This is a genomic window from Actinokineospora diospyrosa, from assembly GCF_024171925.1.
Lineage (GTDB): Bacteria > Actinomycetota > Actinomycetes > Mycobacteriales > Pseudonocardiaceae > Actinokineospora > Actinokineospora diospyrosa.
Genome location: NZ_JAMTCO010000001.1, coordinates 518645 through 542721, shown reverse-complemented (window position 1 = coordinate 542721; position 24077 = coordinate 518645). Strand labels below are relative to the sequence as shown.

The following is a 24077-nucleotide window of genomic DNA, read 5'->3' as shown; positions in this document are numbered from 1 at the left end:
CATCTTCTGAGCATGGCAGTCAGGCGCGGCTCGGAGTCGGAGCGACACGCCCACATGACGGCGCGGGAGCCCGATGGTCTCTGCCGGAAGAAGTTGGCGACAAATATTGGCGGCCCCGGACCAGCACCATCGCGTCAAACACCGCAAGCTGACAAAATCTACAAAACCCCAGCTGTTTGGCATTGTCCGGCTCTTACGAGCGACGGTCAGCGGGTGACACAGCTGTCAAGCTAGCGATGGCGTCCTTGTTTCTCAAGTCCGGCGACCTTCGAGGGGCGGTGGATTTCGATCTCGATGACGGCGATTGGCGTGCTGTTTCTTTGCGCTTGCCAGTCGCGAGCCGCAGCGTTCGCGTGTCTATTCTGCTGCGCTAGCTGTCAAGTAAGTGATGGAGTGGCGCGATTAAACCATAGGCGTGTGCCCCTGTTGCATAATAGTCATTCAACTGATGAAGTGGCAGTATCAACCCTGCCGTATTCGCGCTCCCGAGGGGTTGAAGCCGGCTGACTCTGGTAGCCACACCCCCGCAGGGGTGACCATGTGGTAAGAAGGACATATGGGTCCAAGGGTTCTCCATCAACTGGTGGCGTCTCGCCTCCACGAACTCCTCTCGAAGGTAAGTCCGCCGGAACTCCTGGTGATGGCTGATCTGGCAATCGACCATAAACCCCGTTATCAGCGCGACATCTCTGTCGTGCACAAGTTGAAAATCAATCTCGCTCTGCGGGCAGTTCCACCGGAGGTGGTCAAGCTTGCAGTCGAGATCGTGAGCCCGTCGAGCAGGCGACGAGACTGGGTTGAGAAGCGGCGAGAGTATGCCCGAATGGGCATTCCTAACTACCTGCTCGTGGAGCTAACCGGCATTGACTCTCCTTGCGTCTACTACCACAGACTAATCGATGGTACGTACCAGTTGGCGAGCAAAGCTAAGACTGGTGAGATGATACGGATCGACGATCCCGTCGTGGTCGAATTCGATCCAGCGGACCTTATTTATATCGATTAGCGGCGTGACAGGACGTCGACCTTTACTGGCGATAGTTCGTTATATACATCGCCACCATTCCTATTTGTCGACTGTACGTTCCGGACGAACATGAGCAACCTGATCGCTGGACCTGGTGTTTCCGTGCGATGTGAGCGGCTCGTCCGTGGACGGTTTCCGCGCTACTTGAGCGTTCTCTGCCCTGTGTAGTGCGCACGGTCTGCGGCATGACCGGATGTTCGTGATGACGCGAACAAGATGGTCCTGTGGTGCTTGCCGGTCTGCGATTGGTCCATGATCGTCGTGATTGGCGGTGTTGTCGATCCATGTTTGTAGTGCGTCGGCTTGGTCGTGCTGATCAAGGTCGCGGAGAACCGAGACGAGATTGCGCCCCGTCCGCAGGATGTCGGGGTGGTCCTCGCCCAGCACGCGGCGGTAGCGCGCCAGAGGGTGTCCTCGTCGAGATCGCGCGCGGCCCGGTGGTCGCCTGTGGCATGTAGTCGGAGGGCGAGGTCGTTGGCGGTGCCGAGGGTGGTGGCCTCGCGGTAGCGGGCCACCGCCTGGCACAGGATGGCGAAGGCGTCGGCGCCCCAGACGGTCAGCACCTTGCGGGCGACCAGTCCGGGTGCGAGCCGGTCCCGGATCGCGCGGGCCGAGTCGGACAGCCGGTCCGGCGGTTCGACCTCGGCATCGGGTGAGACCGGCTCGCGGGTGTTGATCCGGTCGGGGCGGTCACCGTGCAGCACGCGCGGCGACGTGGGCTTGGGTGCGGGTCCACGCTTGCCCACAAGTCCGCACGGGATTGGTCATCTTGCTGCGGAAGCTACAGCGGCCTTGGTGCGTGCGGTCGAGTAGCACCGGCGTAGTCATCTCCTCGCCAGCGATACGGAGCAGTTTTGATCTTCTGTCCGAAGTCTGGTGCGTGGATCATCTGGCCGTTGCCGACGTAGAGGCCGACGTGGTGGATGCGGCTGGGGGTGCCGTAGAAGACGAGGTCGCCGGGGATGAGGGATTGACCCTCGGGTACGCGGGGGCCTGCTCGGAACTGGGTGGCGGCGGTTCGGGGAAGGGTGATTCCGGCGGAGGCGTAGGCGGCGGTCGTGAGGCCGGAGCAGTCGAATCCGGCGTCGCCTGCGTCGGGTCCGTTGCCGCCCCATTGGTAGGGCAGGCCGAGTTGTCCGGTGGCGTAGTTGATGGCCTGTTGGGCGGCGGAGGCTGGTGAGGTGTCGGCGCCGCGGCCGATGGTGCTGGAGTAGGTCTGGGCTTGGGCGAGGACTTGGGCGACGTACCAGTCTGCGTGGTTGTAGGAGTAGATGGCGGCGTTGAGGTCGCCGCGGTTGATGCCGTTGTCGCAGAGCAGGTGGGCGGCGGCGAAGACGGCGTCGTGGGGGTTGTAGCGGGAGGGTGGGGTGGCGCCTCCTGGGGGCAGGGTGTGGCGGGCGGTGACGCTGGTGAAGGTGGCTTGGAGGAACTGCATCGGACCGCCTGCACCCTTGTTGTTCTCTTCTCCTTCTCGCACGCCGGGAAGTTGGCTGCGGCCGTGATCGGTTTCGATCTTGCCGATGGCGGCGAGGATGCTCCAGCTCAGCCCAGGGCAGGTGGGTGCGGCGGCGAGGTAGAGATCGAGGTAGTCGGACGGGATGTCGACGATGGCTTGCTGGTTGGGCTGGTCGTCGCCACCGAACAGGGCGGTGACCAGGCCGTTGCCGATGGCTCCGATGATCGCGGGGATGGAGATGACAGCCGCAGCTCCGATGAGCGCCAGTTTCAAGCGGCTCCCCACTGCTGGCGGGTTTGGCCGTCCGGTGGTGTGGGTGAGGGGCTGTCGAGGCGTGATCGGGTCGCGCTCGGTACGGCGGTGGTCAGGCGGTGCACCAGGTCGGCGGCGGGCGTTTGGCGGGGCCACCTGCCAGCAAACTCGGCGAGACGGACGCGCCTGCTGGAGCCGACGGTGGCGGACAGGGGCAGCCAGCGGTCGGCGGCGGGGTCGTCGCTGGTGGCCGGTTGCTGAGGTGAGCTGGTTGCCATGGGGACGAGTTCGGGCCGGGGCAGGGCGGCGTGGGCGTCGGCGAGTGTGCGGCGGGCGTTGGCTTCGCGTTGTGCGGTGGGCAGCCAGAGCAGCAGCGGGGTGATGATGCCGGTGTTGACCGCTAGGCGGTGGTAGTCGTGGAGCTTGGCGGCCAGGATGCGGTGGGCCTCGGTGCCGAAGTCGAACTCGACGAAGAACTCGACCTCCATGCCGTGTTCGGCCCAGCGGCCGTAGCCGTCGGGGCGGACGATGTCGCCCCAGTGCCTTGCACACCGGGTTTCGGACCACCAGGTGGTGAGTAGGCCGGTGTTGGGGTTGGTACGGCTGGCGTTGCTGAGGCCGGTGAAGAAGCCGTTGCAGCCGACGGTGTGCGCCAGGCGCAGCGAGTGCGCGATGCCGATCGCGGCGTCGTGGCGGTAGCCGAGTTCCTTGGGGTCGAGGCCATTCTCGTAGGCGAGCACGGCGGCTCCGGCGATGTCGAGTACGTAGTGCATGGGGGCCGACCCGGTGGTGACGAACGGCTGGAAGCGGTCGATGACCCGCCACTCGTAGAGCTTGCGGAGCCGTTGATTGGCCGTTCGGCGGGCTGCGGCGCTCCAGGCCAGTTCGACGACGTGGTGGGTGGTGAGGACCTTGTGCTCCCACAGCATGTGGGCGAGCCACCGGTCGCGGTGGGTGAGTCGACTGACCAGCCCCGCGTGGTGTTCGCCGCTGACCGCGGCTCGGGGATTCGGGCGGGTGGGCGTGTGTCCGCGCAGGGCGCGTTGGGGTGTCGCGTTGGTGATCACAGGTTTCTCCAGGTAGGTGATGTGGACGTGTTCCTAGGTGGTCGGTTTACGTGGCGTGGCGGGGATCGTGAGTTCTCTGTGGAGCGTCGGTTCGGGTTGCCGGTGGTTGGTTGTTGTTGCGTGCTGCGGCGCGGATGGCGCGGGCGCGTCCGGGGATGGCGGGCGGCAGTTTCTCGGTGACTGCGGTGAAGGCCGGTGTCTCGGCACCGTTGACGACCAGGCGGGCGACGATGTGGAAGACGTCGAGGTGGGACAGGTCGTGTTCGGTGACCCGTGGGCCGGTGTGGCGGGCGAGTTTGCGGGCGTCCTCGGGGGATGAGTTGAGGATGATTTTGGTGCGGGCGTTGGCGCTGATGGCTTCTTCGAGTTCGCGGGTGAGTTGGGACAGGAACTGGTGGGCCAAGACGAATCCGACTCGGTAGCCGCGGAACTCGGCGAGCATGTCTTCGAGGCTGAACGGGAGGTTCATGAAGTTGTGGACCTCGTCGAGATAGACGCTCGCGTCCCGGCGCTGGTGCTGGGGAAGGCGGGCGCGGCGGGTGGCGGCCTGCCAGACCTGGGCGACGACGATGGAGCCCATGAGGCGGGCGGTTTCGATGCCGAGCGCGTCTTTACCGATGCGCACCAGGCAGATGCCGCCGTCGAGGATCTGGTCGAAGTCGACTGTGGACTGTCCCTCGGCGATGGCGGCACGGACGAACGGGCGCAGCAGGAGGCCGCGGAGTTTGTTCATCAACGGGGCGATGATTTGTGCTCGGTAGGACTCGGAGAGGCTGTCGTACCACTGCCAGAACCCGGCGAGGACGGGGTCGTCGATCTGGGCGATGGCGCGAGCGCGGGTGGAGTCGACGGTGAGCAGGCCGGGCAGGTCGATGAGTCCGGGGGTGCCGGGCATGGCGGTGAGGGTGAGCAGTCCGGAGCGGAGGATGTCCTCGGTGCGGGGTCCCCAGGATGAGCTGTAGATGCGGCTGAAGATGGACACGAGGTTGTCGACGGTGCGCTCACGGTCGACACCCTGGAGCGGGTTGATTACCGGCGGGCGCGAACGGGAATCGGCGTCGAACAGGGTCACCTTTGACCCGAGGTGTTCGGGCAGCCGGGCGAGGACGTCGTTGACGAGGTCGCCCTTGGGGTCGACGACGACCACACCGCGGCCTGCTTCCGCGTCGGCGAGGATCATCCGGGCCATCAACTCGCTCTTGCCGGAGCCGGTGGCGCCGAGGATGTGGACGTGGTGGCGGGCGTCGGCGACGTGCAGGCCGACGGGGCGGGAGTGTCCGGAGTCGCTGCGCCCGATTGGCTTGATCAGGTCCCCGGTGGTGGGGATGCCGGGCGGTGGAGGTACGGCTCGTGCTCCGGCGCGTTGTAGGCCGGGGGTGGCGTCGTCGGTGGGGAGGTGGGCGAGCGCGGCCAGCTCGTGCACCGACAGGAGGTCTCCGCGGTTCATCCGGCGGGCGGCGAGCGTCGTGGCGGGGTTGTTGAGGCGGGCGCGGCGGTAGCGGTTGTGGCCGCTGTAGGCGGCGAACGCCGAGGCGATGGCGTGCGCGCGCCCGGCCATCACCTCGCGGGCGGCGGTGACCGTGTCGGGGTCGTGGCTGGGGGCGGTGGTGGTGACGGCGTAGCGGACGCGGGTTTCCCATTGGGCTCCGCGGAGCTTGTCGACGATCGCCCGGTCCTGCGCGCCGAACTCCAGCCGGGACTGTGCGTCCACGATGCTCGACGACCGGGCACCGGATCGGCGGTGGCGGGCGCCCGGGGTGATCAGGTCCAGGATGCGGCCTGCCCTGCTGGTGGAGCGTCCGGGGTGCAGGCGGCGGGCTTGGACGCGGGCGCGGGTGACTCGCCGTCCGGCGACCGGGCGGGCCAGGATCTGCACGCACGCCTGCTCCCCGGGTGCCATGCCGACCGGGGCACCGAGCAGAGCGCGGATCGGGTCCACCGGGTGATCGACTCGCAACGGCAAGCCCTCGTGCCGGGCCAGGCGCAGCTCGCCGCCCGCGGCGATGGTCTCGGTGCCGTGGGTGAGCGGCGGGTTCGCGGGGGTGGTGGAGGTGTGGGCGCCGGGCCAGGCGGCTTCGATCGCGCGCTCGACCATGCCGGACGGGATGACACCGGGTACCCAGACGCGGATGTCGACCTGGTCGGCGCGGAAGCGGTACTCGAACGCGAGGTGTGGTTGCCCGCGCAGGGCCCTGCGCCAGCCGGGGCGGATCAGGCCGAGGAGGTTGGACCACAGGGCGGTCGCGCCGTGCGGGTCGACCACGGGCGGCGCGAGGATGGTGATCACCCGGGCGTCGGCGACGAGGCGTTGGTGGAACCGCTCGCGCATCCGCCGCCGGACCGCGACCAGCACGGTGACCGCGATGACCAACGCGGGACCGGCGATAGGCCCCCACACGATCGCCCAGGCCCGCAGGTGGGCAAGCACGAGCTGCATCGCGCCGAACGGGTCGCGCAGGTAGCGCCCGATCCAGGAGTTCACGCGGCCTCCCGCTCGGTACTGTCGGTGGGGACGGTCCGCAGGTGTCCCGTGCTTGATTCGGCTTGCCAGTCGCTGAACCTGCGGCGGTTCATGCGGTTCACGGCTGAGGGGATGCGGTTTGCCGGGATACCGACGAGTCGCGGCCCTTGGACCGCGTGCAGGTCGGATGAACTCTGGGAGTGCCATCCGGCGTCGGTGATGGCGGCTTCGTCGGGGAAGACGTCGGCGACCCTGTCCGCATCCAGGTCGATCGCGGCGTCCTGGGTGCCGCCGAGGGAGTACGCCCATCGCAGGTTCGGGGGCGGGTCGGGTTCGACGAGCCTGCGGAATCGATCGATCTCCTTGGTGTAGGTGTAGAAGGTCACCGCGGGCCGGGCGCGGCAGACGCGCAGCCAGGCGGTGAGGTAGTCGTCGGAGAAGAAGTCGCCCGAGTCGTGGATGCGCACCCACGCGCCCGCGGCGAAGCGGCGGTGACCGAGTTCGGCGATCATCCGGGCTTCCCACCCGGGCAGGTCGTCGAGCAACAGCGCCAGGTTGGCCTGGTGGCGGGCGCGGACGACCGGCCAGGTGTAGGTGCCGTGGCGGGCGTAGCAAACCTGACGGCACACCCCGGCGGACGGGCAGGTGTTGTAGGTGCGCCCGTCAGGCAGGCGCCCGGCCCAGGCGGGCAGGGTCCAGTTGTGCACGCCGATGGCGCGCAGGCGGCGGTTCTGGGTGAGTAACCGCGATGGGGCGGCGTCGCGTGGCAAGGAGTTCTCCCGGGAGTGAGCAAGCAGAGTGGTGTGAAAGTGGCCTGGTGTCAGGCGGCGTCGAGTTCGATGTCGTCGGCGACGTCGATGTACTCGGACTCCGCATCGCCGTCGGTGAATGCGGCGAGCTGTGCGGGGTCGGTGGTGATCAGGTAGTCCTCTGTGGGCGAGGCGAGTGACTGGAACGCGACTCGTTGCAGGCCGGCGGAAAGCAAGCCTTGGCCGCGGTCGGCGGCGAGGAGGAACTGGCGTTCGCCTTGGCTGAGGTTGAAGACCTCGGCGATCTCGTCGATGGCCTGAGGTGCTTGGCGGAGCAGGACGGTGGTCGCGGCGTTGGCGATGACGGCTTTACCCAGTGGGGACCGAAGGAAGTCGAGGATGTCCTGTGTGGCCAGTAGAAGTCCGGCCCAGCGTTTCCTTGCGGCTTTGGCCATCTGGTAGAGGAATCGGGCGCCTGCCTCGGTGGCCATGAGCAACCACGTCTCGTCGACCACGACCAGGCGGGGTTTGCGGATGGCGGGGTTGGACACCTGACGCCACACCGTGTCCAGCGTCAGCAGGGTGCCGATCGGCTTCAGCTCCTCGGGCAGGTCCCGCAGGGAGTGCACGACCAGGTGCCCTTCCGGGCGGGTGGTGGTCGGTCCGGCGAACAGGCCGGAGAACGCGCCCTCGGTGAACGGGGCCAGCCGCGCGGCCAGCTCGTGCGCTCCCGGCTCGGTTCTGGAGGCAAGGGTGGCGGCGAGGTCGGCGAGCAGAGGGGCCTGGCGCGTCCATGTGCGGGGGTCCGCGGTGATCCCGGCCTGCTGGTAGGTGGCCGCGACCGCGCGGTCCAACGCGGCGCGCTCGGACGCGGATAGTTCCTCGCCGAACAGCACGGCCAGCACCGTGTGCAGGAACAGGCTCCGGCGCAGCAGCGCGTCCCTTGGAGCGGTGCGTCTGCCGTCGGCGCGGGTGTGGATGGGCAGGTCGAGCGGGTTGACGTGGACTCCGTCGGCGCCGAGGTGGACGTAGGTGCCGCCGACGGCGTGTGCGAGTCGGGCGTATTCGTCTTCGGGGTCGATGACGTGGATCTCGACGCCGCGGTAGAGCGAGCGCAGGATCTCCAGCTTGGTCAGGTAGCTCTTGCCCGCGCCGGACCGGCCGAGGACGACGCCGTTGTGGTTGTCCAGAGCCCACCGGTCGTGGTGGACCAGTCCCGAGGAGCCGAGGTTGTAGCCGTAGAGCACCCCCGCGGGTGCGGCGACCGAGGTCGGGTCCGGCGGCGGGAGATCGGGCGAGGTGAAGGGGAAGGCTGCGCTTAGGGCGGCGGTGTCGAAGGTGCGCTTCATGCCCACCAGGTCCAGGCCCATGGGCAGGCAGGTGACCCAGCCCTGGACGCTGCGGTAGGTGGTCGGTTTGGCGTCGAGCAGCAGGGACGCGGCCAGGGAGCGGACCGCGGCGACCTCGGTGGCGAGGGCTTGTTCGGTGGCCGCGTGCACGGTCAGGTAGAGCCCGAGCCGGAACAACCGCCCCTCACCGCGCGCGACCCGGTGGGACAGGTCGTGGGCGTCCTCGGTCGCGGCCTCCACGTAGGGGTCGAGCAGCCTGCCTTTGTCCGCGGTGTGCCGTCGGCCGGACTCCAGCTTGGCCAGTTGCTTGCGCAGCCGGGTCGCGGCGGTGGCGGGGTCGATCGGGTCGATGTGCAGACTCACGTCGACCCGGCCCGGGTAGGTCAACAGTGGGGAGAGCCATCCGGCGTGAACTTCGCGGGGGTAGCCGGTGATGGCGAAGCTCGCGACGAAGTCACCGCCCCCGACCTCCAGGTGCCGGGCACCGACCGAGATGGCGTCCGGGGTGAACGCACTCGCACTGCTGGCAGGCTGCTGTCGCATGGTCTTAGTGCGCTTGGTCATGGCCGTACCTCCCCGCATCGATTTCGGTGTCGAACTCGTCGTGCGCTTGGTCGTCCCAGTCGCTGTCCGCGGCGGTGGTGATGACCTCGTCGGCTCCGGCGAGGTCGCTGGAGGGTGGGAGCAGCGAGTCTGGGTTGAGCGCGGCGGAGAGCACGCTGGTGGCTTGACCCGCGTCCAGTGCCGTCACCGTGATCCCCGCCGGGGTGAGCAGTTCGGCGGCCTCGGCCAACCGGCGGGCCAGCCGCGTCTCCGCGGCGCGGCGCACCGCGTCGTCCTGTTCGGACTGCTGCGCCAAGCGCTTGCGCCGCTGTGCACCGAGGACGGCGAGCACGGACCGGCCGTCGGTGTCGGCCTGGGCGAGTGCGCCCAGGGGTTCGCGCAGCACCAGGAGGATCTGCCTGCGCAGCAGGTCGGTGGTCGCGGACAGGTGAGCGAGGTAATCGGCGTGTTCGCGGGCGGCGGCCTCCAGCGACGGGTGCGGCAACGCTCCCGCCCTCTCGTGCAGCTCCGCGATTTGCCCGGACAGGTCCAGGCGCTCGGCACGGATGAGGATCTGCACGGGCGCAGTGAGGCTGTGCAGATAGCGGCCGAACGTGGCCACGAGGGCTTCCTGCTCGGTACCGGTACGGAGGCTGAAGTTCACCGATCCACACACCGCAACCACAGCCAACCCGTCCCGCCCCAGGTCAATGACCCCGGTATCGGTCACCGCCTCGGCGGGCAACCGCAGCGGCGCAGGCGAGACCGCGGGCGCGGCGTCGTCCCCCTGCGTCGCGGTGACCCACTCCGGTGCCGGGCGCACCCCTTCAGGTGCGGCGACCCGGCGAGACGGGCTCATCCGCTGCCGGACCGCGGCCAACACGAACGCGTCCATGCCGATGCCATCCCGACGACCCAGGGCCAACAGCGCCGCGGCCCCGGCGACCGGGATGGCGAACGCCAGGAAGATCGGCAACGGCAACCAGGACCGCGTGACCCCATAGACGACATACAGCAGCAGGCCGGGCACGGTCAGCAGCAGGAGCTGGCGAGCGGTGAACGGCCCGAGGACCTTGTCCGCCATCTCGACATCAGCGGGAATACGCACGACCTGGCTCATGTGGATTCACCTCCAGTGGGGCGAGACGACGTCGTCCGGGGCGCGGGCTTGGGTGCCGGGTGCAGTGGCGGCGGGGTGGGTGCGACAGAAGCGGGTGAACTGAAGGTGGGCGGCGCGGGCGCCTGCCGGTTCCGGGGCACGGACTTGGGTGCCCGCGCTGCGGGCTGGACTGGTTGGGGTGTGCTCCAGGTCGTGGTTGCCGCAGGTGTGGCAGGTGCCCGTCGGCTCCGCGGGGCCGCGGGCGTGGGTGTCTGTGCTGGCGGCTTGGTCGGTTGGGGCGTACGTCGGGCCGTGGTTGCCGCAGGTCGTGCCGGTGCGGCGGGGGCTTGGCGGATGGGCTTCGAGTTGGGCGGTGCAGGTGCCGCGGCCCGTGAGGGCGCCGGGGTGGCGGGAGGCGGTGCCGGGTTCCTGCGTGCGGCGCCTCGGCGAGCCGGGCGAGTGGGGCCGATGGGGGAATGGGACAGGCGTGCCTGGCCGCCCGGGGGCTGGAACAGCACCGGGGCCGCCTCGGCGGTGTGGCCGCGGCGCTCGCGCCCCTGGTCGGGGACGGCGGTGCTGAACCGGGTCGCAGCGGGTGCGCCGTCGGCCTTGGCTGGGCGAGGCACGACCGAGGGCTGCTCCGGCCGGAACCGGGGCGGGGTGGCCGGTCGGTTCGCGCGGCGGGCGACTTCGGCGGGAACCTCGGCGCTGAACCCGGCCGGTTTCGGCGTGGTGGTGGGCGGAGGCAGGGGTGTGCTGGTGGCGGGGTCGTCGGGGGTGGCGGGGCGGAAGGTGAGCACGGTGTCGTCCTGGTGCGGTGTCCACGCGGCGTGGTCGCGGGTCGGGGTCTGGGGGCTGGATTGCAGGAACCGCGGCTGCGCGGGCGCGGTGTGTCGACCGGCGCGGCGACGTTCCCGGGCCTGCTGCGCGGTCAACCGCGCACCAAGTCGTTCGATCGGGTCCCGACGCAGACGGGCCGTGCCCTTGGCGGGGCTGGTCCGCGCGGAACCGGCTTGCCGCGGTCTGCCGTAGCCGACCGGTGCGGGTCCACGTCGACCCGGGCGCCCGCCAGCGGAGCTGCCGCCGCGGAGCAGTCCGAAGGCTTTGCCCATGACGTAGGCGCGGGCCAGGCTGCCGAGCATCGACCGGCCGCCACCGCCGCGGGCGGGGCGCAGGCACCAGAACGGGATGCGGAACAGCACGTAGAACAGGGCCAAGCAGACCAGGATGTTGACCAACCCGCTCGCCGTCGGGCCGAACACGGTGAACCCGCCCGGGGCGAGGAACACGCGCAGGCCGGTGACCAGGGTGAAGCTCTGCCCGATCTGGATGGCCAGGCATCCGGCGAAGGCTTTCCACCAGGTACGCGGGATGCTCTCGGTCTGCGGGAGAGCGTGGAGCATGTGCGCAAGCGGGGCGGAGGCGATGAGCATGATCGTGATCGCGACCCGCACCGCGTAGGTCACCAACAGCGCGATCAAGATCCCGGCCAGGACCATCCCGAGCAGGATGATCCACAGCCCGCCGGTGAGGCTGTTGATGACCAGCGTCTTCAACGTGCCCGCGGCCGAGCCGGGGTCGACGCCGCCGTCCAGGATCGCGACCGCGAGACCGTTGGCGATGTCGATGGCCTTGGTCGCCAGGAACAGCGACAACGCGCCCATCAGGAAACCGACCGCCATCCGCGGCGCGATCTCCTTGATGGAGTATCGGGTTTGGACGGTCTGGTAGCTCATGACGATGATGCCGCCGATGAGCACCAGGACCACGTAGCAGGCGAGCAGGATTTCCCAGGACTGCGCCCACAGCTCCCCGACCCGAGGAATCGACGACGGCGTCGGTGTCGACAACAACGTCTGACCGAGGAGGTCGAGTAGCGGGTTCAACGCGGCGGTGACGATTCCGCGGAAGAACCCGTCGATCGCCTCGGAAATGCACGCGCCGATATCGGTGATGCCGCAGTCATCGCTGGGTTGCTCGCCGGTGCCGGGCTGTCCTGGTTGATTCGGGCCACTCGGCGCGGTGGTCGCGGTCGGGTCGGGAATACAGTCCTGACCAGTGCACGGCGGGCGAGTCGTGGTGCTCGGTGCCGGTGGCTGAACACAATCGACCGACGGCAACGGCAGGTCCGGCGAGCAGGTCGGCAGCGGCTGCAACATGCAGGTCGGGGTCCACGGATTGCACGGGTCGGGCGCAGTGGTGGGACCACCGGGCTGCGCGACCGCGACCAGACTCACCGCGGGTGCCGACGAGGCCGCGGTGCCCTGCCCGGCGGAGAACAGCAAGATCGTTGCCAGCGCCACGGGAACGATCACCAGCAGCGCCGTCCACCGCCGCCTGCGGGTGCCAGCGTGACCCTGCAGTGCCCGTGTCAGGTGTCGGCCACGGACGGGTCCGCGTAGCGAGGCCGGTGGTGTGAGCATCGTCCGCGCGTCGGGGGCAGCGCTCGGGGGGTTGTCGGGATCGGCCATCGTCAGAGCCCCACGATGGTCTTCAGCGCCTCGACCACCAGCGGCGCCAGCGCCGCGAGGCCGTAGCCGAGACCGGCGGCCTTGAAGCAGTCCTTCGCCTTCTCGTGCTCGCCCGGGTCGCCCCCGGCCATGCTCCGACGGACACCGCCGAGGGTCAGGAACACTGTGGCGATGCCGCCCAAGATCCCGATGAGCCAGTTGCGGATGTTGTTGAGCACGTCGGTGAAGCTCGCCGCCAGCGCGATGTTCATCGTCTCGGCGTGCGCGACACCGGGGGCCAGGAGAACGAGCAGAGCGAGCGCGACGACCGCGGCACGGGCGAGGCGACGGCGCTTCGCGGTCGGGCGTGCACTGTCCTGAGTGGATCTTGGGCTCTTGGTGGGGCGGGTGTTGGTGGGGTTGGTCAAGCGCATCGGGGGACCTCCGGGGAGTCGATGGAGCGCGGACTTTCGCCGCGGCCCTGAACTCCGGATTTCGGGTCGTTTTTGGACAGCCCGGGTCCAACTTTTTCGACCGACTTACGCTCGCCGCCGGTCACCACGCGTGACGGCGAGGCTGGGTGCGGCGGCTCGTCTCCGGCCGCGTCGGCGGGGTCCTGCTTCGGCTCGGTGGTGGTCCGGGTGAGGACCAGGTCGGCGACCGGGTCGGCCGAGTCGGTGGCGACGGTGCTCTCGCGCAGGTACTCGGCGAGGCGGTGTTCGGCGCGGCTGCGGAACTTGTAGGCGGCCCACTCGCCGACCCCGCGCTCGCGCGCCCAGTCCGCGATCGGGATCTCGTCGAGCCGGGTCGCGCCGATCACCTCGGCTTCGAGCCGGATCAGGACCCCGGCCTCGACCGCGCGCGCCAAGACCAGATCGGGATGCCCCCACGGCGGTGTCGGTGGGCGCGACCCGCGCCCGGCCGGGACCGGGGTCGGGCGGTCCAGCGCCTCCCTCAGAGCGCGGTGCCCGGCGCGGTAGGCGGCCCACCGGAGCCGAACCATGATCCGCGGCTGGGTCAGGTCCACGCCCGCCAGCGCGGACAGGAACCCGCGCAGCACCTCCGCGTGGATCTCGCTCGGGTCACCCGCGAACCGCCGGGACAGAGTCGCGGCGACCGAGGTCAACGCGGGCAGGGCGACACCCGTGGCGACCACCGTCCACGTGCCGCCCTCACGGCGCGCGCGGCCCGCCAGGTACATCCACATCGCGTCCCGGGTGGACCGCGGGCAGTGCCGCGCCAACAGCAGGTCCCGCAGCTCGTCCACCGGCACCAACCGCCCCGGCAACCCGCGGAACCCACGGCAGTCCACCGACACCGGACTGGGCCCGGCGGTCAACGCAGCGAATGTCTCCCGGGCGATATCCAGTGAATTGCGCTCACCCGAGCGCCGTCGAGAACCAGGTCGAGAGAGTGACACCAGAGGCTCCTTGCGTCGAAGAGGAAATCAACGACGCCAGCAAGCCACGGCCACTACTAGCAAACAGCTAGCCGACAACCACCGATCGCCTAGCAGACGCTTAGCGCCCGACTAGCAAACGACTAGTCCCACCACCGCGGACGGCCGGGCAAGATCACCTCGCCGACGAGGGCAGGACCTCCCGGCCGCGCCGACTAGTGGGGCTGACCAGCGGCGCTAGTAGCTTGCTAGTCGCTCTGTACGTCATCGACGTGCCCACCAGCGCGCCAGTCGACCAAGCCGGGCAAGATCGTTCGTCGGTGTCGTAAAGAATCTTGAGATTGTCACGGGCGTGATCGGCCGGCCTGGGAGCGCGCTAAGCGCTGCTTGGGCGGTCAAGGTGACCAGTGGTTGAAATAGTTCAAGATTTTCGTCGTTTCCGTGTCCAAAACCGGCCGTGATTCCGGAGTTCAGGGACGTTCACACACCCCACCGCAAAGGACTCCTCATGACCGCCTTGTCCGACAACGAACACCCCCGGCGCTGGCGCCGCACACCGACCGAAGGCAGACCCCGAGCCGACGGTCGGAACCACGCCGTTCCCGATCTTCCCGGGTCGCGGCGACCGGAACACCGACGCCGTGTCCGTGTCCGTGCGCCCCGCCCGGCGACCGTCTGGCCCTGCGCCTCCAGCCCGACCCACCCCGCCACCACGGGTGATCTCGGGCGGCTGGCGCCGTGGCTGCTGACCGCCACCGCCAAGATCGTCACCACCTACACCACACCCGGCCAGAGAGTCCTGCTCGTCGGCACCGTCGACCTGTTCGACCCGACCGGCCCGGCCCACCTCGGCGTTCCGCGCCCGTCCCGCCCGAGCCCGTTGTCGGGCCTGACCGAAGCCGCCTGGACCGTCCTCCGGCTCGGCCGCGGCACCCGGACTCACCTCGCCGGACCGACCTCTACCGACCTCACGACGTGGTCGGAGACATCGACCCGCCACAGCGCCGCTAGCTCGCGTCGAGCCTCCGCCGGGGATGGCCCGAGCGAGTCCGAGTGCGGACCCGGACCGCGCGTTGCGGGCCTCCTCCGCACTGGTGGAGGTAACTCGGCTCGGGCCGACGACGAGCCCCAGACCGAACGCCCCGGAGATCAGACCGACAGGTCCGTCGACCGCTACGACCTGATCATCACCACGGTCCCGCCCAGCGCCACCGACTGGCTGCGACCCGCCGACTGGGCGCCCGTGCTGACCCCGACCGGCATCCTCGCCGTCATCACCCACAGTCACAGACACGGCGGTCGACTCATCGACCCCGCCACGACGGTCATCCCCCAGACCACCCGCGCCGGACTGCTCCTGCTCGACCGCGTCGTGCTCCTCACGACCGCTCCACGACGCGCGCCCGCGCGCCGCGGCCACCGCCCCGGAACCCTCGACCCCGCGGGCCCCGCCGACACCACCGAACACGCCGACCTCCTCGTGTTCACCACCCCCACGACCAACACCGGTGAGGCCCGATGAACACGAACACCCCCGACTTGTTCGATCATCCGGCCCCCGGCGGGGGCTCGGTCTGGCTCACCGGACAGACCGACCTCGCCACCCAACTCGCCGACGGCGGCTACCACCCCCGCACCGCCACCGACCCCGACCTCATCCCGCCCGCCATCGCCGCGGAAATCATCACCCGCTACACCTGGCCCGGCGAACTCGTCCTCGACCCCGACTGCGGACCCGCCACCACCCTCGTCGAAGCCCTCCACCATGGACGCCCCGCCCTCGGCCTCACCACCAACCCACGCTCGTGGCGACTCGCCCGCACCAACATCACCACCGCCAAACGCTCCGGCGCCTGGTCCGACGGCAGCATCCTCGACCACCCCGCCACCGCCCTCACCCACATCCGCGCCGCGGGCACCCGCGGAACCGCCACCCTCGCCATCACCGCCCTCCGCAACCCCACTCGCTCGACAGCAACCACCGACCTCACCACCACGCTCACCCACACCCGGAAAGCACTCCACCCCGACGGCCACATCGCCATCGTCGCCACCCCCACCCGCGACCGGAACGGCGAACTTATCGATCTCCCCACCGCCGTCCTCGCTGCAGGGCAAGCTGCCGGACTCGTCCTCGTCCACCACGCCGTCGCGCTCACCGCAGCTCTCCACCACGACGGCGTCCGCACACGAGCTGGCATCACCAAACGACGCCGAGCCCACAACCACCCCAGCGGCAAGCCCATCGCACTGACCGCCCACCGCCACATCCTGGTCTTCCAGCCCGCACTGGCGACCGTGTCCGCGGTCGCTGGCGCGGGTCATCACCACCTCGGAAACACAGCGGTTCGGGAAGCGCCTTTCCTACACATCGGCCGTACAGACCTGGACGCGGTCGGAGCCGCTGCATGACCGAACACGCAGTGAATCCACCGGCCAAAGTAGATAGCGACGAGGCCATCCAGGACCGCACTCTCGCGGGCAGCGTTGATGAACTGGTGAAGGCAATCCGCGCTCTCGTGCCGAAGTCGCCCGTTCAAGCGGAAGAACTTCTTACGGCCGAGCAGGTCGGAGACCTGTTCCGGATTTCCCCGCGCACATTGCGCGACCTAGCCGCAACCGGCCGCGTTCCGCATCGCCGGATCGGCAAGCACTACAGGTTCAGCCGGGACGACATCGTCGAGATCATCCGGCGAGCTGGCCAGAGCCACAACAGCCGCACCCGTCGAAGCGGGTGACTGATCAATGAAAAACAGGAAAGGAAGGTGGTCCGATGGCGCACGCTGAACCAACCGGCAGCGGTTGGCGCGCTAGATTCAAGCGCCCGGACGGTTCCTGGGGAAGTCAGTCGGGCTTCTCGTCCGAGAAGGCGGCTCAGGACTTTGCGGATGAGCAGGAGGCGCTGATCCGGCGGCACCTGTGGGTCGATCCGCGCGAGGCCGGAACGCTTTTCGGTGTCTTCGCCGAGGAGTACCTGGCCGCGATCAAGCCTCGGATCGCGGAGGGCACGGCGGCGAAGTACCGGTCGCACCTGGACACCCATCTGATCCCGCAGTGGGGCGAGTGGCCTTTGATCGGGATCTTCAACAGCTACGTCGAGATCGAGAAGTGGGTCTCGGAGCTGCACGAGGAGTACGCGGAGTCGACGGTGTCGTCGATCTTCGCCACGTTCTCGACCTTCATGAAGGCGGCGGTCAAGGAGCGGACCATCCCGGCCAACCCGTGCAGCGGCGTGCGGGTGACCTCGGGCGACTACGAGCCTGATCGACTCGTTGCCTCTCCGGTGCAGGCACTCCGGGCGGCGATGCGGTTGTACGAGTCGGGTCTGGGTGTCGGCGGGTTCACCCTCTGCCTGCTGGACGTCTACACGGGTGCTCGCTGGGGCGAGCTAGCCGGGCAACAGCGGCACGAGTACGACACCCAGACCAAGGAGATCAGCGTGCAAGCCCCGCTGAAGGAGGTGGGCGGAACGTTGAAGAAGTACGGGGCGGCGCTGCTCGACACGGCACCCGCGCCCCAACCGACCACTCGACGGCGCCGCGGGCTCTCGGCACGGAAAGGGCGCACCAAGACGCCTGCCGGTACACGGGTAGTGGAGCTGCCACCGAGTATCGCGGTGTTCTACGAACTGCTTCTCGGCAGCCACCGCCACGCGTTCGCCTTCACCAGCCCCGAGGGACGACCTTGGCGGCGGTCCAACTTCCGACAACGCTTCTGGCGACCCGCCTGGGACGGCAAGAACCCCGAAGCCCCGGCCGCCGCTGATCACGTACCGGCGATCCTGCCGTGGTTCACCTTCCACGAAGGCCGCCACAGCCACGCCACCTGGCTAACCGAGGACGGTGTTCCCGAGGTCGCCCGCCGGGCACGGTTGGGCCAGAAGATGAAGGGAATCGGCCGCACCTACGACCATGTGACCGCGGTCATGCGCAAGCAGATCACCGAGGCGTTGGAAGCTCGGTGGGAGGGAAGTCTGGTCGCGTTGACGACCTCGGAAAGGTCACAGCTAGTGACGTGGTTCCCGCATCTGAAGCCCGTGTTCGCGCGGCTGGAGGCTGGGGTCCAGGACGGTAAAAATCCGACCGACCCCATTTCCACCCCATTTGATCACTGAAGCCCCGCCCTCCGAGGTGGAGGACGGGGCTTGTGACCAGTGTATATAACTGGTGGGCGATACTGGGATTGAACCAGTGACCCCTACCGTGTCAAGGTAGTGCTCTCCCACTGAGCTAATCGCCCGAGGCGGAGGCGGGAATCGAACCCGCGTACAGGGCTTTGCAGGCCCTTGCCTAAGCCACTCGGCCACTCCGCCGGATCCCGAAGGGGTTGGCCCCCGGGGGGCCGGCGCAGAGGCCGAACCGCTTTCCGAGCGGATGACGGGATTCGAACCCGCGACCCTCACCTTGGCAAGGTGATGCGCTACCAGCTGCGCTACATCCGCACACCCACCCGGCTTCCGGTCAGGACCCCCAACCCGTCCGCCGTGGTGCGAGCAGAACTCTATAGGACGCCCGATCCCGGCTCCAAATCGGGGGTCGGTTCCCGGCGTTCGCTCAGGTCAGGTCGGTGGAGATCAAGTGCGTGAGGGCTTCGTCGACGTCCACCCAGAGGTGTTCGTTACCGGGGACGACGACGTCGTAGGTGCGGTCGAGGAAGTCGGCGAGCTCTTGGGCCGAGGCCTCGAACACGGCGTGGCCGGAGGGGGAGCTGAGCTCGATCACCACGACCTCGGGGTCGTCGACGGCGGGGCGGATGCGGACGTCGCCGTCCCCCGCCTCGGCGATGAGGCCGTCGGCGAGCAGGTCGCGGGCGAAGACCCACTCGACCCAGCCCGCGCGGCCGGTGCGGAACGCCGCGACGACCGCGTACGGGTCACGCGTGTCGTAACGCAGCTCGACCTTCACCGGGACCGCTGGGGTCCTCGGCGCGAGGAGGTCGAACACCGCGGTTGACCGCAGCGTGACGTGATCGTTTCGCATCGTCGCTACCCTTCTGCTCCCCTCCCAGCCAAACGACTGAGTCCCTTCTATGTGACGGCACCACGCCGGGAGCGGGACGTGGATCAGGTGCACATCACCCGTCCGGTCCACTACCCTGTGCGTAGGGCTGTCGCGCCGCTGCGCAGCGTGACCAATCTGCGTGAGGCGTCTCCATACTGGCTGGTTTTCGGCCGCGCCGGTAGCGCCCTGAGCACGAATGTTCCTTCCCTGTTTTCCTCATCAGCGCCAATGTCGCGCTGACCTGCGGGGCTGCCCGACCGTTGTGGTGTGACCCACCCTTCGCGCAGGTCACAGGTGGGTCAAGACGATTGGTCGTGCCGCTCGAACGGCCCAACGGCACAATGGGGAAGCGCGCGAGGGAGGTGGTACCAACGTGACGAACGAGGCCCGCGAGAAAGGTGCGATGCGCCCCGATTGGGCTAACCGCAACGCAACGACCCGGACCGTCTGGCGGGTGGGGGTTGGACTGGTCGGTGGACTGGTCCTGGCCGCCGGAATAGTCATGATCCCCTACCCCGGCCCCGGCTGGCTGGTGGTGTTCGCGGGCCTGGCGATCCTGGCCGTGGAGTTCTCCTGGGCCCACCGCACCCTCACCTACGCCCGCTCCAAGTACGACGCCTGGACCGACTGGCTCCGCCGCCAGCACCTCGCCGTCCGCCTCCTGATCCTCGCCCTCACCGGCGTCATCGTGGTGGCCACCATCTGGCTCCTCAACGGCTTCGCCCTGGTAGGCGGCTGGATCGGCCTGGACTGGCCCTGGCTGGGGTCCCCCCTGTTCGCCTGACCAAGACCATCCTGTACTCTTTCCCCTGTCGATGCGGCCCCGGCCGCACCGGGCGATTAGCTCAGCGGGAGAGCACTTCGTTCACACCGAAGGGGTCACTGGTTCGATCCCAGTATCGCCCACGCAGGTCAGGCCCGGTTCGCAGAGGTTGCGAACCGGGCCTGATTGCTTCCTGAGTGACATAGTGACTGACTCAGCCGCAGACTCTTCCGAGAAGATGCCGTCCATGGTCCGCGCTCCCTCCTCGATGACCGGTCGGAGTTGGTGGCGGTGGATCCGGTCCGTGACCGCAGGGCCACTGTGTCCAACTAGCCGTGATACTCACCTCGATCGGTGTCCCAGCGTCCGACAGCGGCGACACGAAGCTGTGGCGCAGCTCTCGCGGCGTCCAATCCCTGGAGTTGAGCTTGGTGGCCTTGACGATGCGTCGGAACGCCCGCCGGAGGTTGTGCGCGTCGAGTGCGGTACCGATCCCGGTGGTGAGAACAGGCTGGCCTCAACCCAGTCGGCACCGGCGAGTTTCTTCGCGCTGACCTGCCGCTCTCACTGCTCCTTGAGCACGTCCACACACCGCTCGGGGCAGAGCAAGAGAGCACAGACTGCCTCGCCAACTCTCAGCGCTCCGACTGGTACAACTGTCGACCCGCCGGAGCTGACGAGTGGGCACCGCACGTGTCCGCAGGGATTCCGGTGTCCAACGCTGGTGATGCGCACGCCGGCCCAGTATCCGAGTGGATTCTGTCCGCCATCTTGACGCAACTTCGCCGGTGGCCATCGTTGGTGAGATTCCAGGAGCAACACGTGTGGGCGCATCGCAAGTTCAACGCTGAAACCCTTGCAGGCAGGCGGGTCCTGATCGTTGGCGCGGGCAACATCGGCAAGGCGACCGCGGCCAAGCTCGCACCATTCGGCGCACACGTGACCCTGGTGGGCCGCACGGCCCGGGAGGGGGTGCACGCCACTAGCGAGCTTGCCGACCTGCTTCCAGGCCGCCAGGTCGTGGTGGTCGTAACTCCGCTGCCAGAGGTTACCAAGGGGCTGGTTAACCGCGACTTCCTAGCGCGGATGGACAGTGGTGCCCTACTGGTCAACGCGGGCCGCGGACAAGTGGTCGACACGAATGCCCTCCTGTTCGAGTTGCAGCACCGGCGGCTGATAGCCGCCCTCGACGTCACCGATCCTGAGCCCGTGCCAGCCGAGCATCCGCTATGGAGGCAGTTGGGCGTCACCATCAGCCCCCACCCGGCTCGAACCGTTCCTGGTACCAACGACCTGTGTTACTCGGTTGCGGCCGCCCGGATCAAGGCGTTCGCACTGTCACACCTGTCACGCCGGTCACCCGATGCCCTCTGAACTGCCATGATGCCGCGCTAGTGTGTCTGCGCCGGTGTCACACCTGTCACCTCCAATGGGCTGTAACAGCGGGGGTGAGAGACCCCCTCTGTTACAGCCGCGAGTAGACGCGACCATTCGATTCCCATTACGATAAGGGCCGCCTGCTATGAAGAATGATTTTCCATGTGAAGCCTACCTTGACTGGCCAGCAGGAAAGACGATGTGTTGGGAACCAGCTTCCTTCCTAATCGAGCGCGTAGCGGACACCACGTTGAGCACGTGCGCCGAACATTTGGGTCCTGTGCTTCAGCATGCCGTGGGGGTGCTATGGCCTCAGCAGATCGAGTGGATTGGGCCTGGACCAAAGCCGCACAACGCAATCGCGGCCGGGCAAGAAGAGCAGGAACACCTGAGGAAGTTGGGCTGGATCTAGTTAGCTGCCGTACCGAGACTTGCCGCCGCATCCGTGACTGCTTGGTCTCCAGTGGTGAGTGCGCCGGGTGTGGGATGATCTTCGTGTCGGAGTGATCGGAGATTGTGTCTGTGCGTGATGTCGTGTTGGGTTCGCATGATCGGGAAACGATCTCGCGGGAGTTACGGTCGGGCCGGTCTTTCCGGTCGATTGCGTTGATACTGGGCCGGCATCATTCGGTGGTTGTCGCGAGGTGGCCCGCAATGGCGGGCGGGATGGATATCGGGCCGTGGCGGCCGAGCGCCGAGCGGGAGAGAAACTGGCTCGGCCGAAACCGCGGAAGTTGGAGTCGGCTGGCCGGTTGCGTGACTATGTGATGGCCGGGTTGGAGCTGTTGTGGTCCCCGCAGCAGATCGCCAGGAAGATACGAGCGGAGTTCCCCATGGACGAGGATATGCGGGTCTCGCACGAGACGATCTACCAAACCTTGTTCGTCCAAGGAAAAGGCGAGCTCCGAAGGCTGCTGTACAAGGCGCTGCGGTCGGGCCGGGCCCGGCGGGTGTCGCCGTCACGCAGACCCGCACGTCACGACACGATCGTCGGCATGGTCACCATCAGCGAACGCCCCAAAGAGGCCGAGGATCGGGCGGTGCCCGGCTTCTGGGAAGGCGACCTCATCCTCGGCTCCGCCTGTAAATCACAGATCCTGACGTTGGTGGAACGACAGACCCGGTTCGTGATGCTGCAACGCGTCCCCTACGACCGGGCCGCCGATCGGGTCGCGGCGTTGTTGACCCACCGCATGTCACACCTTCCCGGGTTCCTGAAGAACTCGATCACCTGGGACCAAGGCAGTGAAATGGCCGACCACGCCAAGTTCACCATCGCCACCGGCATGCCCGTCTACTTCTGCGACCCGCACTCGCCCTGGCAGCGAGGAACGAACGAGAACACCAACGGGCTCTTACGGACCCTCGGGTGGGCGTCGCCCACCGAGAAGATGAACGAACTGCTGATCAACCACGGTGGCGCACCCATCACCTGAAACCAAGCTGCGCTAGGGCTGTGGTGCGCAAGCGGGTAGGGACTAGTTCGCTCTCACACTGAGCGATAAGGCGAGTGATAACCTCCTCGGGAGCGACCGAACCCGGACGGACGTCCACGAACTTGCCAACCTCGCCAACTGCCACTTAAATCCAGCCTACTTTCGTGCTGCCGATCTCACGAGGAGAGCATGTCAAAATGAAACCCAACTACAAACAGGACCAGGCTGAAAGATTTGGTGAATCGAACGAAATTGCCCCCCTCGCAAGAGTTTTCCTGACGTCATGAGCCAGCCCGTAGAATACCCACGCGTTGACAGCTAGCACAATTGCTATAGCGATCAGGAAAGTCGGCGTCTTGGCCAATCCTGGTTTTACCAGTAATCCCTGAGATAGGATTCCAAAGACAAGACTAAGGGGAAATAAGGTGAGCGTGAATCTCTCTCCGTTCATCCTTAACCCAAGACTCCGACATCTTCTCTTTTATAGTTTCACCCCGAATCAGATCAAAGACCACAAATGCGCCTGATACGAACGCAAGAACCTTTCCTAGGCGACCCCACCAGGCGATCTTCATTCCCCACATGTACGCATGCTTTAGGGAGTCGTCGACATCGAACCAACGAGCCCAAGCATCGAAGTAGCTAACTTTGTCCATGTCGTAACCCTACCGGCAAGAGGTTCGCCGCCGACCAACAGCAGCCTCCTCCGTCCAGTGAGCGGTGAGCGACAAAGTGAGTGACAACCGCAGCGAACGCACTCGAACGCTTACGGACTTCAGTACACCGAAGACCCAACTGACGGGCAGGGGTTCGCAGATCAACGGCGGTGGCACATTTCTTCACACCGAAGGAGCCACTGATTCGATCCAGTATCGCCCACTGTGTATATTTGCAGGTCAGCGTCCTGTCAACGGATCACGTTGGTGGGGTGTTGACCGTTTCGGGGAGCACGTGGGGAGCAGCGTGATCTGACCCCAATGCGCATAAGAGTCCGTCGTGGGCGCCGGTGAACACGACTGGGCGTCGGGGTTGCGTTCGCGGTGGTGTCGCAGTAGGTCGGCGAGGAACGGTGGTAGGTGAGCAGTCTGGACGCTGGCTGCGGTCTTGGGTGGTCCGAGTTCGTGGACCACTTCCGGATCCACTCATCGATCAACATCTGGGTCGAGCGGACTCAGTGAAATGGTTTCGTCGAATCTGTATCGGACACGAAGGCCGTCTTTGTGTTGTTCTACCCATGCCCGGAATTGGCGTACGGCCACATGCAGGCTCCATGGGCGGGAACGAGAACTGCGTTCACCACGCTGCCAGGCACCACGGCGAAGGCACCAGCCGTCTCGATGCGCGGGCGCGGAGGACTCCGCGAGCGGGGGTCTGCTGGGGTGGGCTGGACTACTGACGCCGACCGGGTGGTAGGGGCGTTGGTGTTTGAACGCGTATCCCGCTACTGCCAAGGCGGACTGCGCTCCTCAGCGTGTTCCATGCTTGAGTCGTTAGTTCGTCGCGCTGTCTCTTGGGGCGTGCGACACCGGGTCGCGGGTGGGTGCAGCGCTCGTGAGATGGCATCAGAGACTCCAACTCACATGTAAACTCAGGCGCGAATGAGGGAAAGCGTTCTTCGCGGCGGTGTCAACAGCACGGCAGCGCACGAT

The 24077-nt window shown here is 67.4% G+C and carries 20 protein-coding genes and 4 tRNA genes; 10 read left to right on the top strand and 14 right to left on the bottom strand.

The features are described 5' to 3' along the window. Positions 1-556 precede the first annotated feature (556 nt). Positions 557-1006, top strand: coding sequence for a Uma2 family endonuclease (locus LV75_RS02080; RefSeq protein WP_301318450.1), 450 nt, complete (start codon positions 557-559; stop codon positions 1004-1006). A gap of 161 nt (positions 1007-1167) precedes the next feature. Here LV75_RS02080 and LV75_RS02075 read toward each other — a convergent pair whose 3' ends face one another. The 10 genes from LV75_RS02075 to LV75_RS02030 form a co-directional block, all read right to left on the bottom strand. Beyond that, entirely contained in the window at positions 1168-1731 is a 564-nt protein-coding gene (locus LV75_RS02075) for a P27 family phage terminase small subunit (RefSeq protein WP_253884845.1), read from the bottom strand. 77 nt (positions 1732-1808) lie between these two features. After that, positions 1809-2756 carry a C40 family peptidase gene (locus LV75_RS02070; RefSeq protein WP_253884844.1) on the bottom strand — a complete coding sequence of 316 codons (948 nt, stop codon included), beginning with the start codon at positions 2754-2756 and terminating at the stop codon, positions 1809-1811. Then, complete coding sequence (locus LV75_RS02065) at positions 2753-3802, bottom strand: replication-relaxation family protein (protein ID WP_253884843.1); 1050 nt, start codon at positions 3800-3802, stop codon at positions 2753-2755. Before LV75_RS02065 ends, LV75_RS02070 begins: the two co-directional genes overlap by 4 nt. Positions 3803-3848: 46 nt before the next feature. Continuing rightward, positions 3849-6239, bottom strand: a complete 2391-nt coding sequence (locus tag LV75_RS02060; RefSeq protein WP_253885010.1) for a type IV secretory system conjugative DNA transfer family protein — start codon at positions 6237-6239, stop codon at positions 3849-3851. A gap of 41 nt (positions 6240-6280) precedes the next feature. Then, complete coding sequence (locus LV75_RS02055; RefSeq protein WP_253884841.1) at positions 6281-7033, bottom strand: GP88 family protein; 753 nt, start codon at positions 7031-7033, stop codon at positions 6281-6283. A gap of 50 nt (positions 7034-7083) precedes the next feature. Continuing rightward, the gene (locus tag LV75_RS02050; RefSeq protein ID WP_253884840.1) at positions 7084-8925 is read right to left on the bottom strand and encodes a VirB4 family type IV secretion system protein; all 1842 of its coding nucleotides are present in this window, start codon (positions 8923-8925) and stop codon (positions 7084-7086) included. Beyond that, positions 8909-10024, bottom strand: coding sequence for a PrgI family protein (locus tag LV75_RS02045; RefSeq protein ID WP_253884839.1), 1116 nt, complete (start codon positions 10022-10024; stop codon positions 8909-8911). Before LV75_RS02045 ends, LV75_RS02050 begins: the two co-directional genes overlap by 17 nt. Beyond that, a complete protein-coding gene (locus LV75_RS02040; protein ID WP_253884838.1) occupies positions 10021-12318 on the bottom strand; it encodes a TrbL/VirB6 family protein in 2298 nt (765 codons plus the stop codon). Before LV75_RS02040 ends, LV75_RS02045 begins: the two co-directional genes overlap by 4 nt. Before the next feature lie 158 nt (positions 12319-12476). Beyond that, complete coding sequence (locus LV75_RS35370; protein WP_308210832.1) at positions 12477-12887, bottom strand: pilin; 411 nt, start codon at positions 12885-12887, stop codon at positions 12477-12479. Then, positions 12878-13873 (bottom strand): hypothetical protein, encoded by a 996-nt coding sequence (locus LV75_RS02030; RefSeq protein WP_253884837.1) that lies wholly within the window; start codon positions 13871-13873, stop codon positions 12878-12880. Before LV75_RS02030 ends, LV75_RS35370 begins: the two co-directional genes overlap by 10 nt. A gap of 487 nt (positions 13874-14360) precedes the next feature. Here LV75_RS02030 and LV75_RS02025 point away from each other — a divergent pair, with 487 nt between their 5' ends. Genes LV75_RS02025 through LV75_RS02010 form a run of 4 tightly spaced genes read left to right on the top strand, consistent with a single transcriptional unit; the run spans position 14361 to position 17966 of the window. After that, entirely contained in the window at positions 14361-15374 is a 1014-nt protein-coding gene (locus tag LV75_RS02025) for a hypothetical protein (protein ID WP_253884836.1), read from the top strand. Then, the gene (locus LV75_RS02020; protein ID WP_253884835.1) at positions 15371-16264 is read left to right on the top strand and encodes a TRM11 family methyltransferase; all 894 of its coding nucleotides are present in this window, start codon (positions 15371-15373) and stop codon (positions 16262-16264) included. Before LV75_RS02025 ends, LV75_RS02020 begins: the two co-directional genes overlap by 4 nt. Further along, positions 16261-16590 carry a helix-turn-helix domain-containing protein gene (locus LV75_RS02015; protein WP_253838727.1) on the top strand — a complete coding sequence of 110 codons (330 nt, stop codon included), beginning with the start codon at positions 16261-16263 and terminating at the stop codon, positions 16588-16590. Before LV75_RS02020 ends, LV75_RS02015 begins: the two co-directional genes overlap by 4 nt. Positions 16591-16625: 35 nt before the next feature. Continuing rightward, on the top strand, positions 16626-17966 hold the full coding sequence (locus LV75_RS02010; protein WP_372504119.1) for a tyrosine-type recombinase/integrase: 1341 nt from the start codon (positions 16626-16628) through the stop codon (positions 17964-17966). A 50-nt stretch (positions 17967-18016) separates the two neighbouring features. Here the strand turns inward: LV75_RS02010 and LV75_RS02005 are convergent. From LV75_RS02005 to LV75_RS01990, 4 genes are all read right to left on the bottom strand, one after another. Next, positions 18017-18091 (bottom strand) — tRNA-Val (locus LV75_RS02005). Position 18092: 1 nt separating this feature from the next. Then, a tRNA-Cys gene (locus LV75_RS02000) sits at positions 18093-18164 on the bottom strand. 56 nt (positions 18165-18220) lie between these two features. Next, positions 18221-18293: transfer RNA gene (locus LV75_RS01995), tRNA-Gly, on the bottom strand. 112 nt (positions 18294-18405) lie between these two features. Beyond that, positions 18406-18831 (bottom strand): SsgA family sporulation/cell division regulator, encoded by a 426-nt coding sequence (locus tag LV75_RS01990; RefSeq protein ID WP_018687187.1) that lies wholly within the window; start codon positions 18829-18831, stop codon positions 18406-18408. Positions 18832-19255: 424 nt separating this feature from the next. Between LV75_RS01990 and LV75_RS01985 the strand changes: the two genes are divergently transcribed. The 5 genes from LV75_RS01985 to LV75_RS01970 all read left to right on the top strand — a co-directional run bounded on the left by LV75_RS01985 (position 19256) and on the right by LV75_RS01970 (position 22428). Beyond that, positions 19256-19636, top strand: a complete 381-nt coding sequence (locus LV75_RS01985) for a TIGR02611 family protein (protein ID WP_301318557.1) — start codon at positions 19256-19258, stop codon at positions 19634-19636. A 50-nt stretch (positions 19637-19686) separates the two neighbouring features. After that, positions 19687-19758, top strand: a tRNA-Val gene (locus LV75_RS01980). Positions 19759-20437: 679 nt separating this feature from the next. Continuing rightward, on the top strand, positions 20438-20989 hold the full coding sequence (locus tag LV75_RS01975; RefSeq protein ID WP_253884831.1) for an NAD(P)-dependent oxidoreductase: 552 nt from the start codon (positions 20438-20440) through the stop codon (positions 20987-20989). A 519-nt stretch (positions 20990-21508) separates the two neighbouring features. Next, positions 21509-21760: a helix-turn-helix domain-containing protein gene (locus LV75_RS35775; protein WP_372504118.1), complete on the top strand. Its 252-nt coding sequence runs from the start codon at positions 21509-21511 to the stop codon at positions 21758-21760. Then, positions 21673-22428 (top strand): IS30 family transposase, encoded by a 756-nt coding sequence (locus LV75_RS01970; protein ID WP_253884830.1) that lies wholly within the window; start codon positions 21673-21675, stop codon positions 22426-22428. Before LV75_RS35775 ends, LV75_RS01970 begins: the two co-directional genes overlap by 88 nt. Positions 22429-24077: the final 1649 nt, after the last annotated feature.

What these genes read in the sequence shown, in the direction of transcription:
- LV75_RS02025 (WP_253884836.1), top strand. Translation starts at nt 14,361, where the DNA reads ATGACCGCCTTGTCCGACAACGAACACCCCCGGCGCTGGCGCCGCACA.
- LV75_RS02050 (WP_253884840.1), bottom strand. Translation starts at nt 8,925, where the DNA reads ATGACCAAGCGCACTAAGACCATGCGACAGCAGCCTGCCAGCAGTGCG.
- LV75_RS01985 (WP_301318557.1), top strand. Translation starts at nt 19,256, where the DNA reads ATGCGCCCCGATTGGGCTAACCGCAACGCAACGACCCGGACCGTCTGG.
- LV75_RS02020 (WP_253884835.1), top strand. Translation starts at nt 15,371, where the DNA reads ATGAACACGAACACCCCCGACTTGTTCGATCATCCGGCCCCCGGCGGG.
- LV75_RS02060 (WP_253885010.1), bottom strand. Translation starts at nt 6,239, where the DNA reads ATGCAGCTCGTGCTTGCCCACCTGCGGGCCTGGGCGATCGTGTGGGGG.
- LV75_RS01990 (WP_018687187.1), bottom strand. Translation starts at nt 18,831, where the DNA reads ATGCGAAACGATCACGTCACGCTGCGGTCAACCGCGGTGTTCGACCTC.
- LV75_RS02045 (WP_253884839.1), bottom strand. Translation starts at nt 10,024, where the DNA reads ATGAGCCAGGTCGTGCGTATTCCCGCTGATGTCGAGATGGCGGACAAG.
- LV75_RS35370 (WP_308210832.1), bottom strand. Translation starts at nt 12,887, where the DNA reads ATGCGCTTGACCAACCCCACCAACACCCGCCCCACCAAGAGCCCAAGA.
- LV75_RS02010 (WP_372504119.1), top strand. Translation starts at nt 16,626, where the DNA reads ATGGCGCACGCTGAACCAACCGGCAGCGGTTGGCGCGCTAGATTCAAG.
- LV75_RS02015 (WP_253838727.1), top strand. Translation starts at nt 16,261, where the DNA reads ATGACCGAACACGCAGTGAATCCACCGGCCAAAGTAGATAGCGACGAG.
- LV75_RS02080 (WP_301318450.1), top strand. Translation starts at nt 557, where the DNA reads ATGGGTCCAAGGGTTCTCCATCAACTGGTGGCGTCTCGCCTCCACGAA.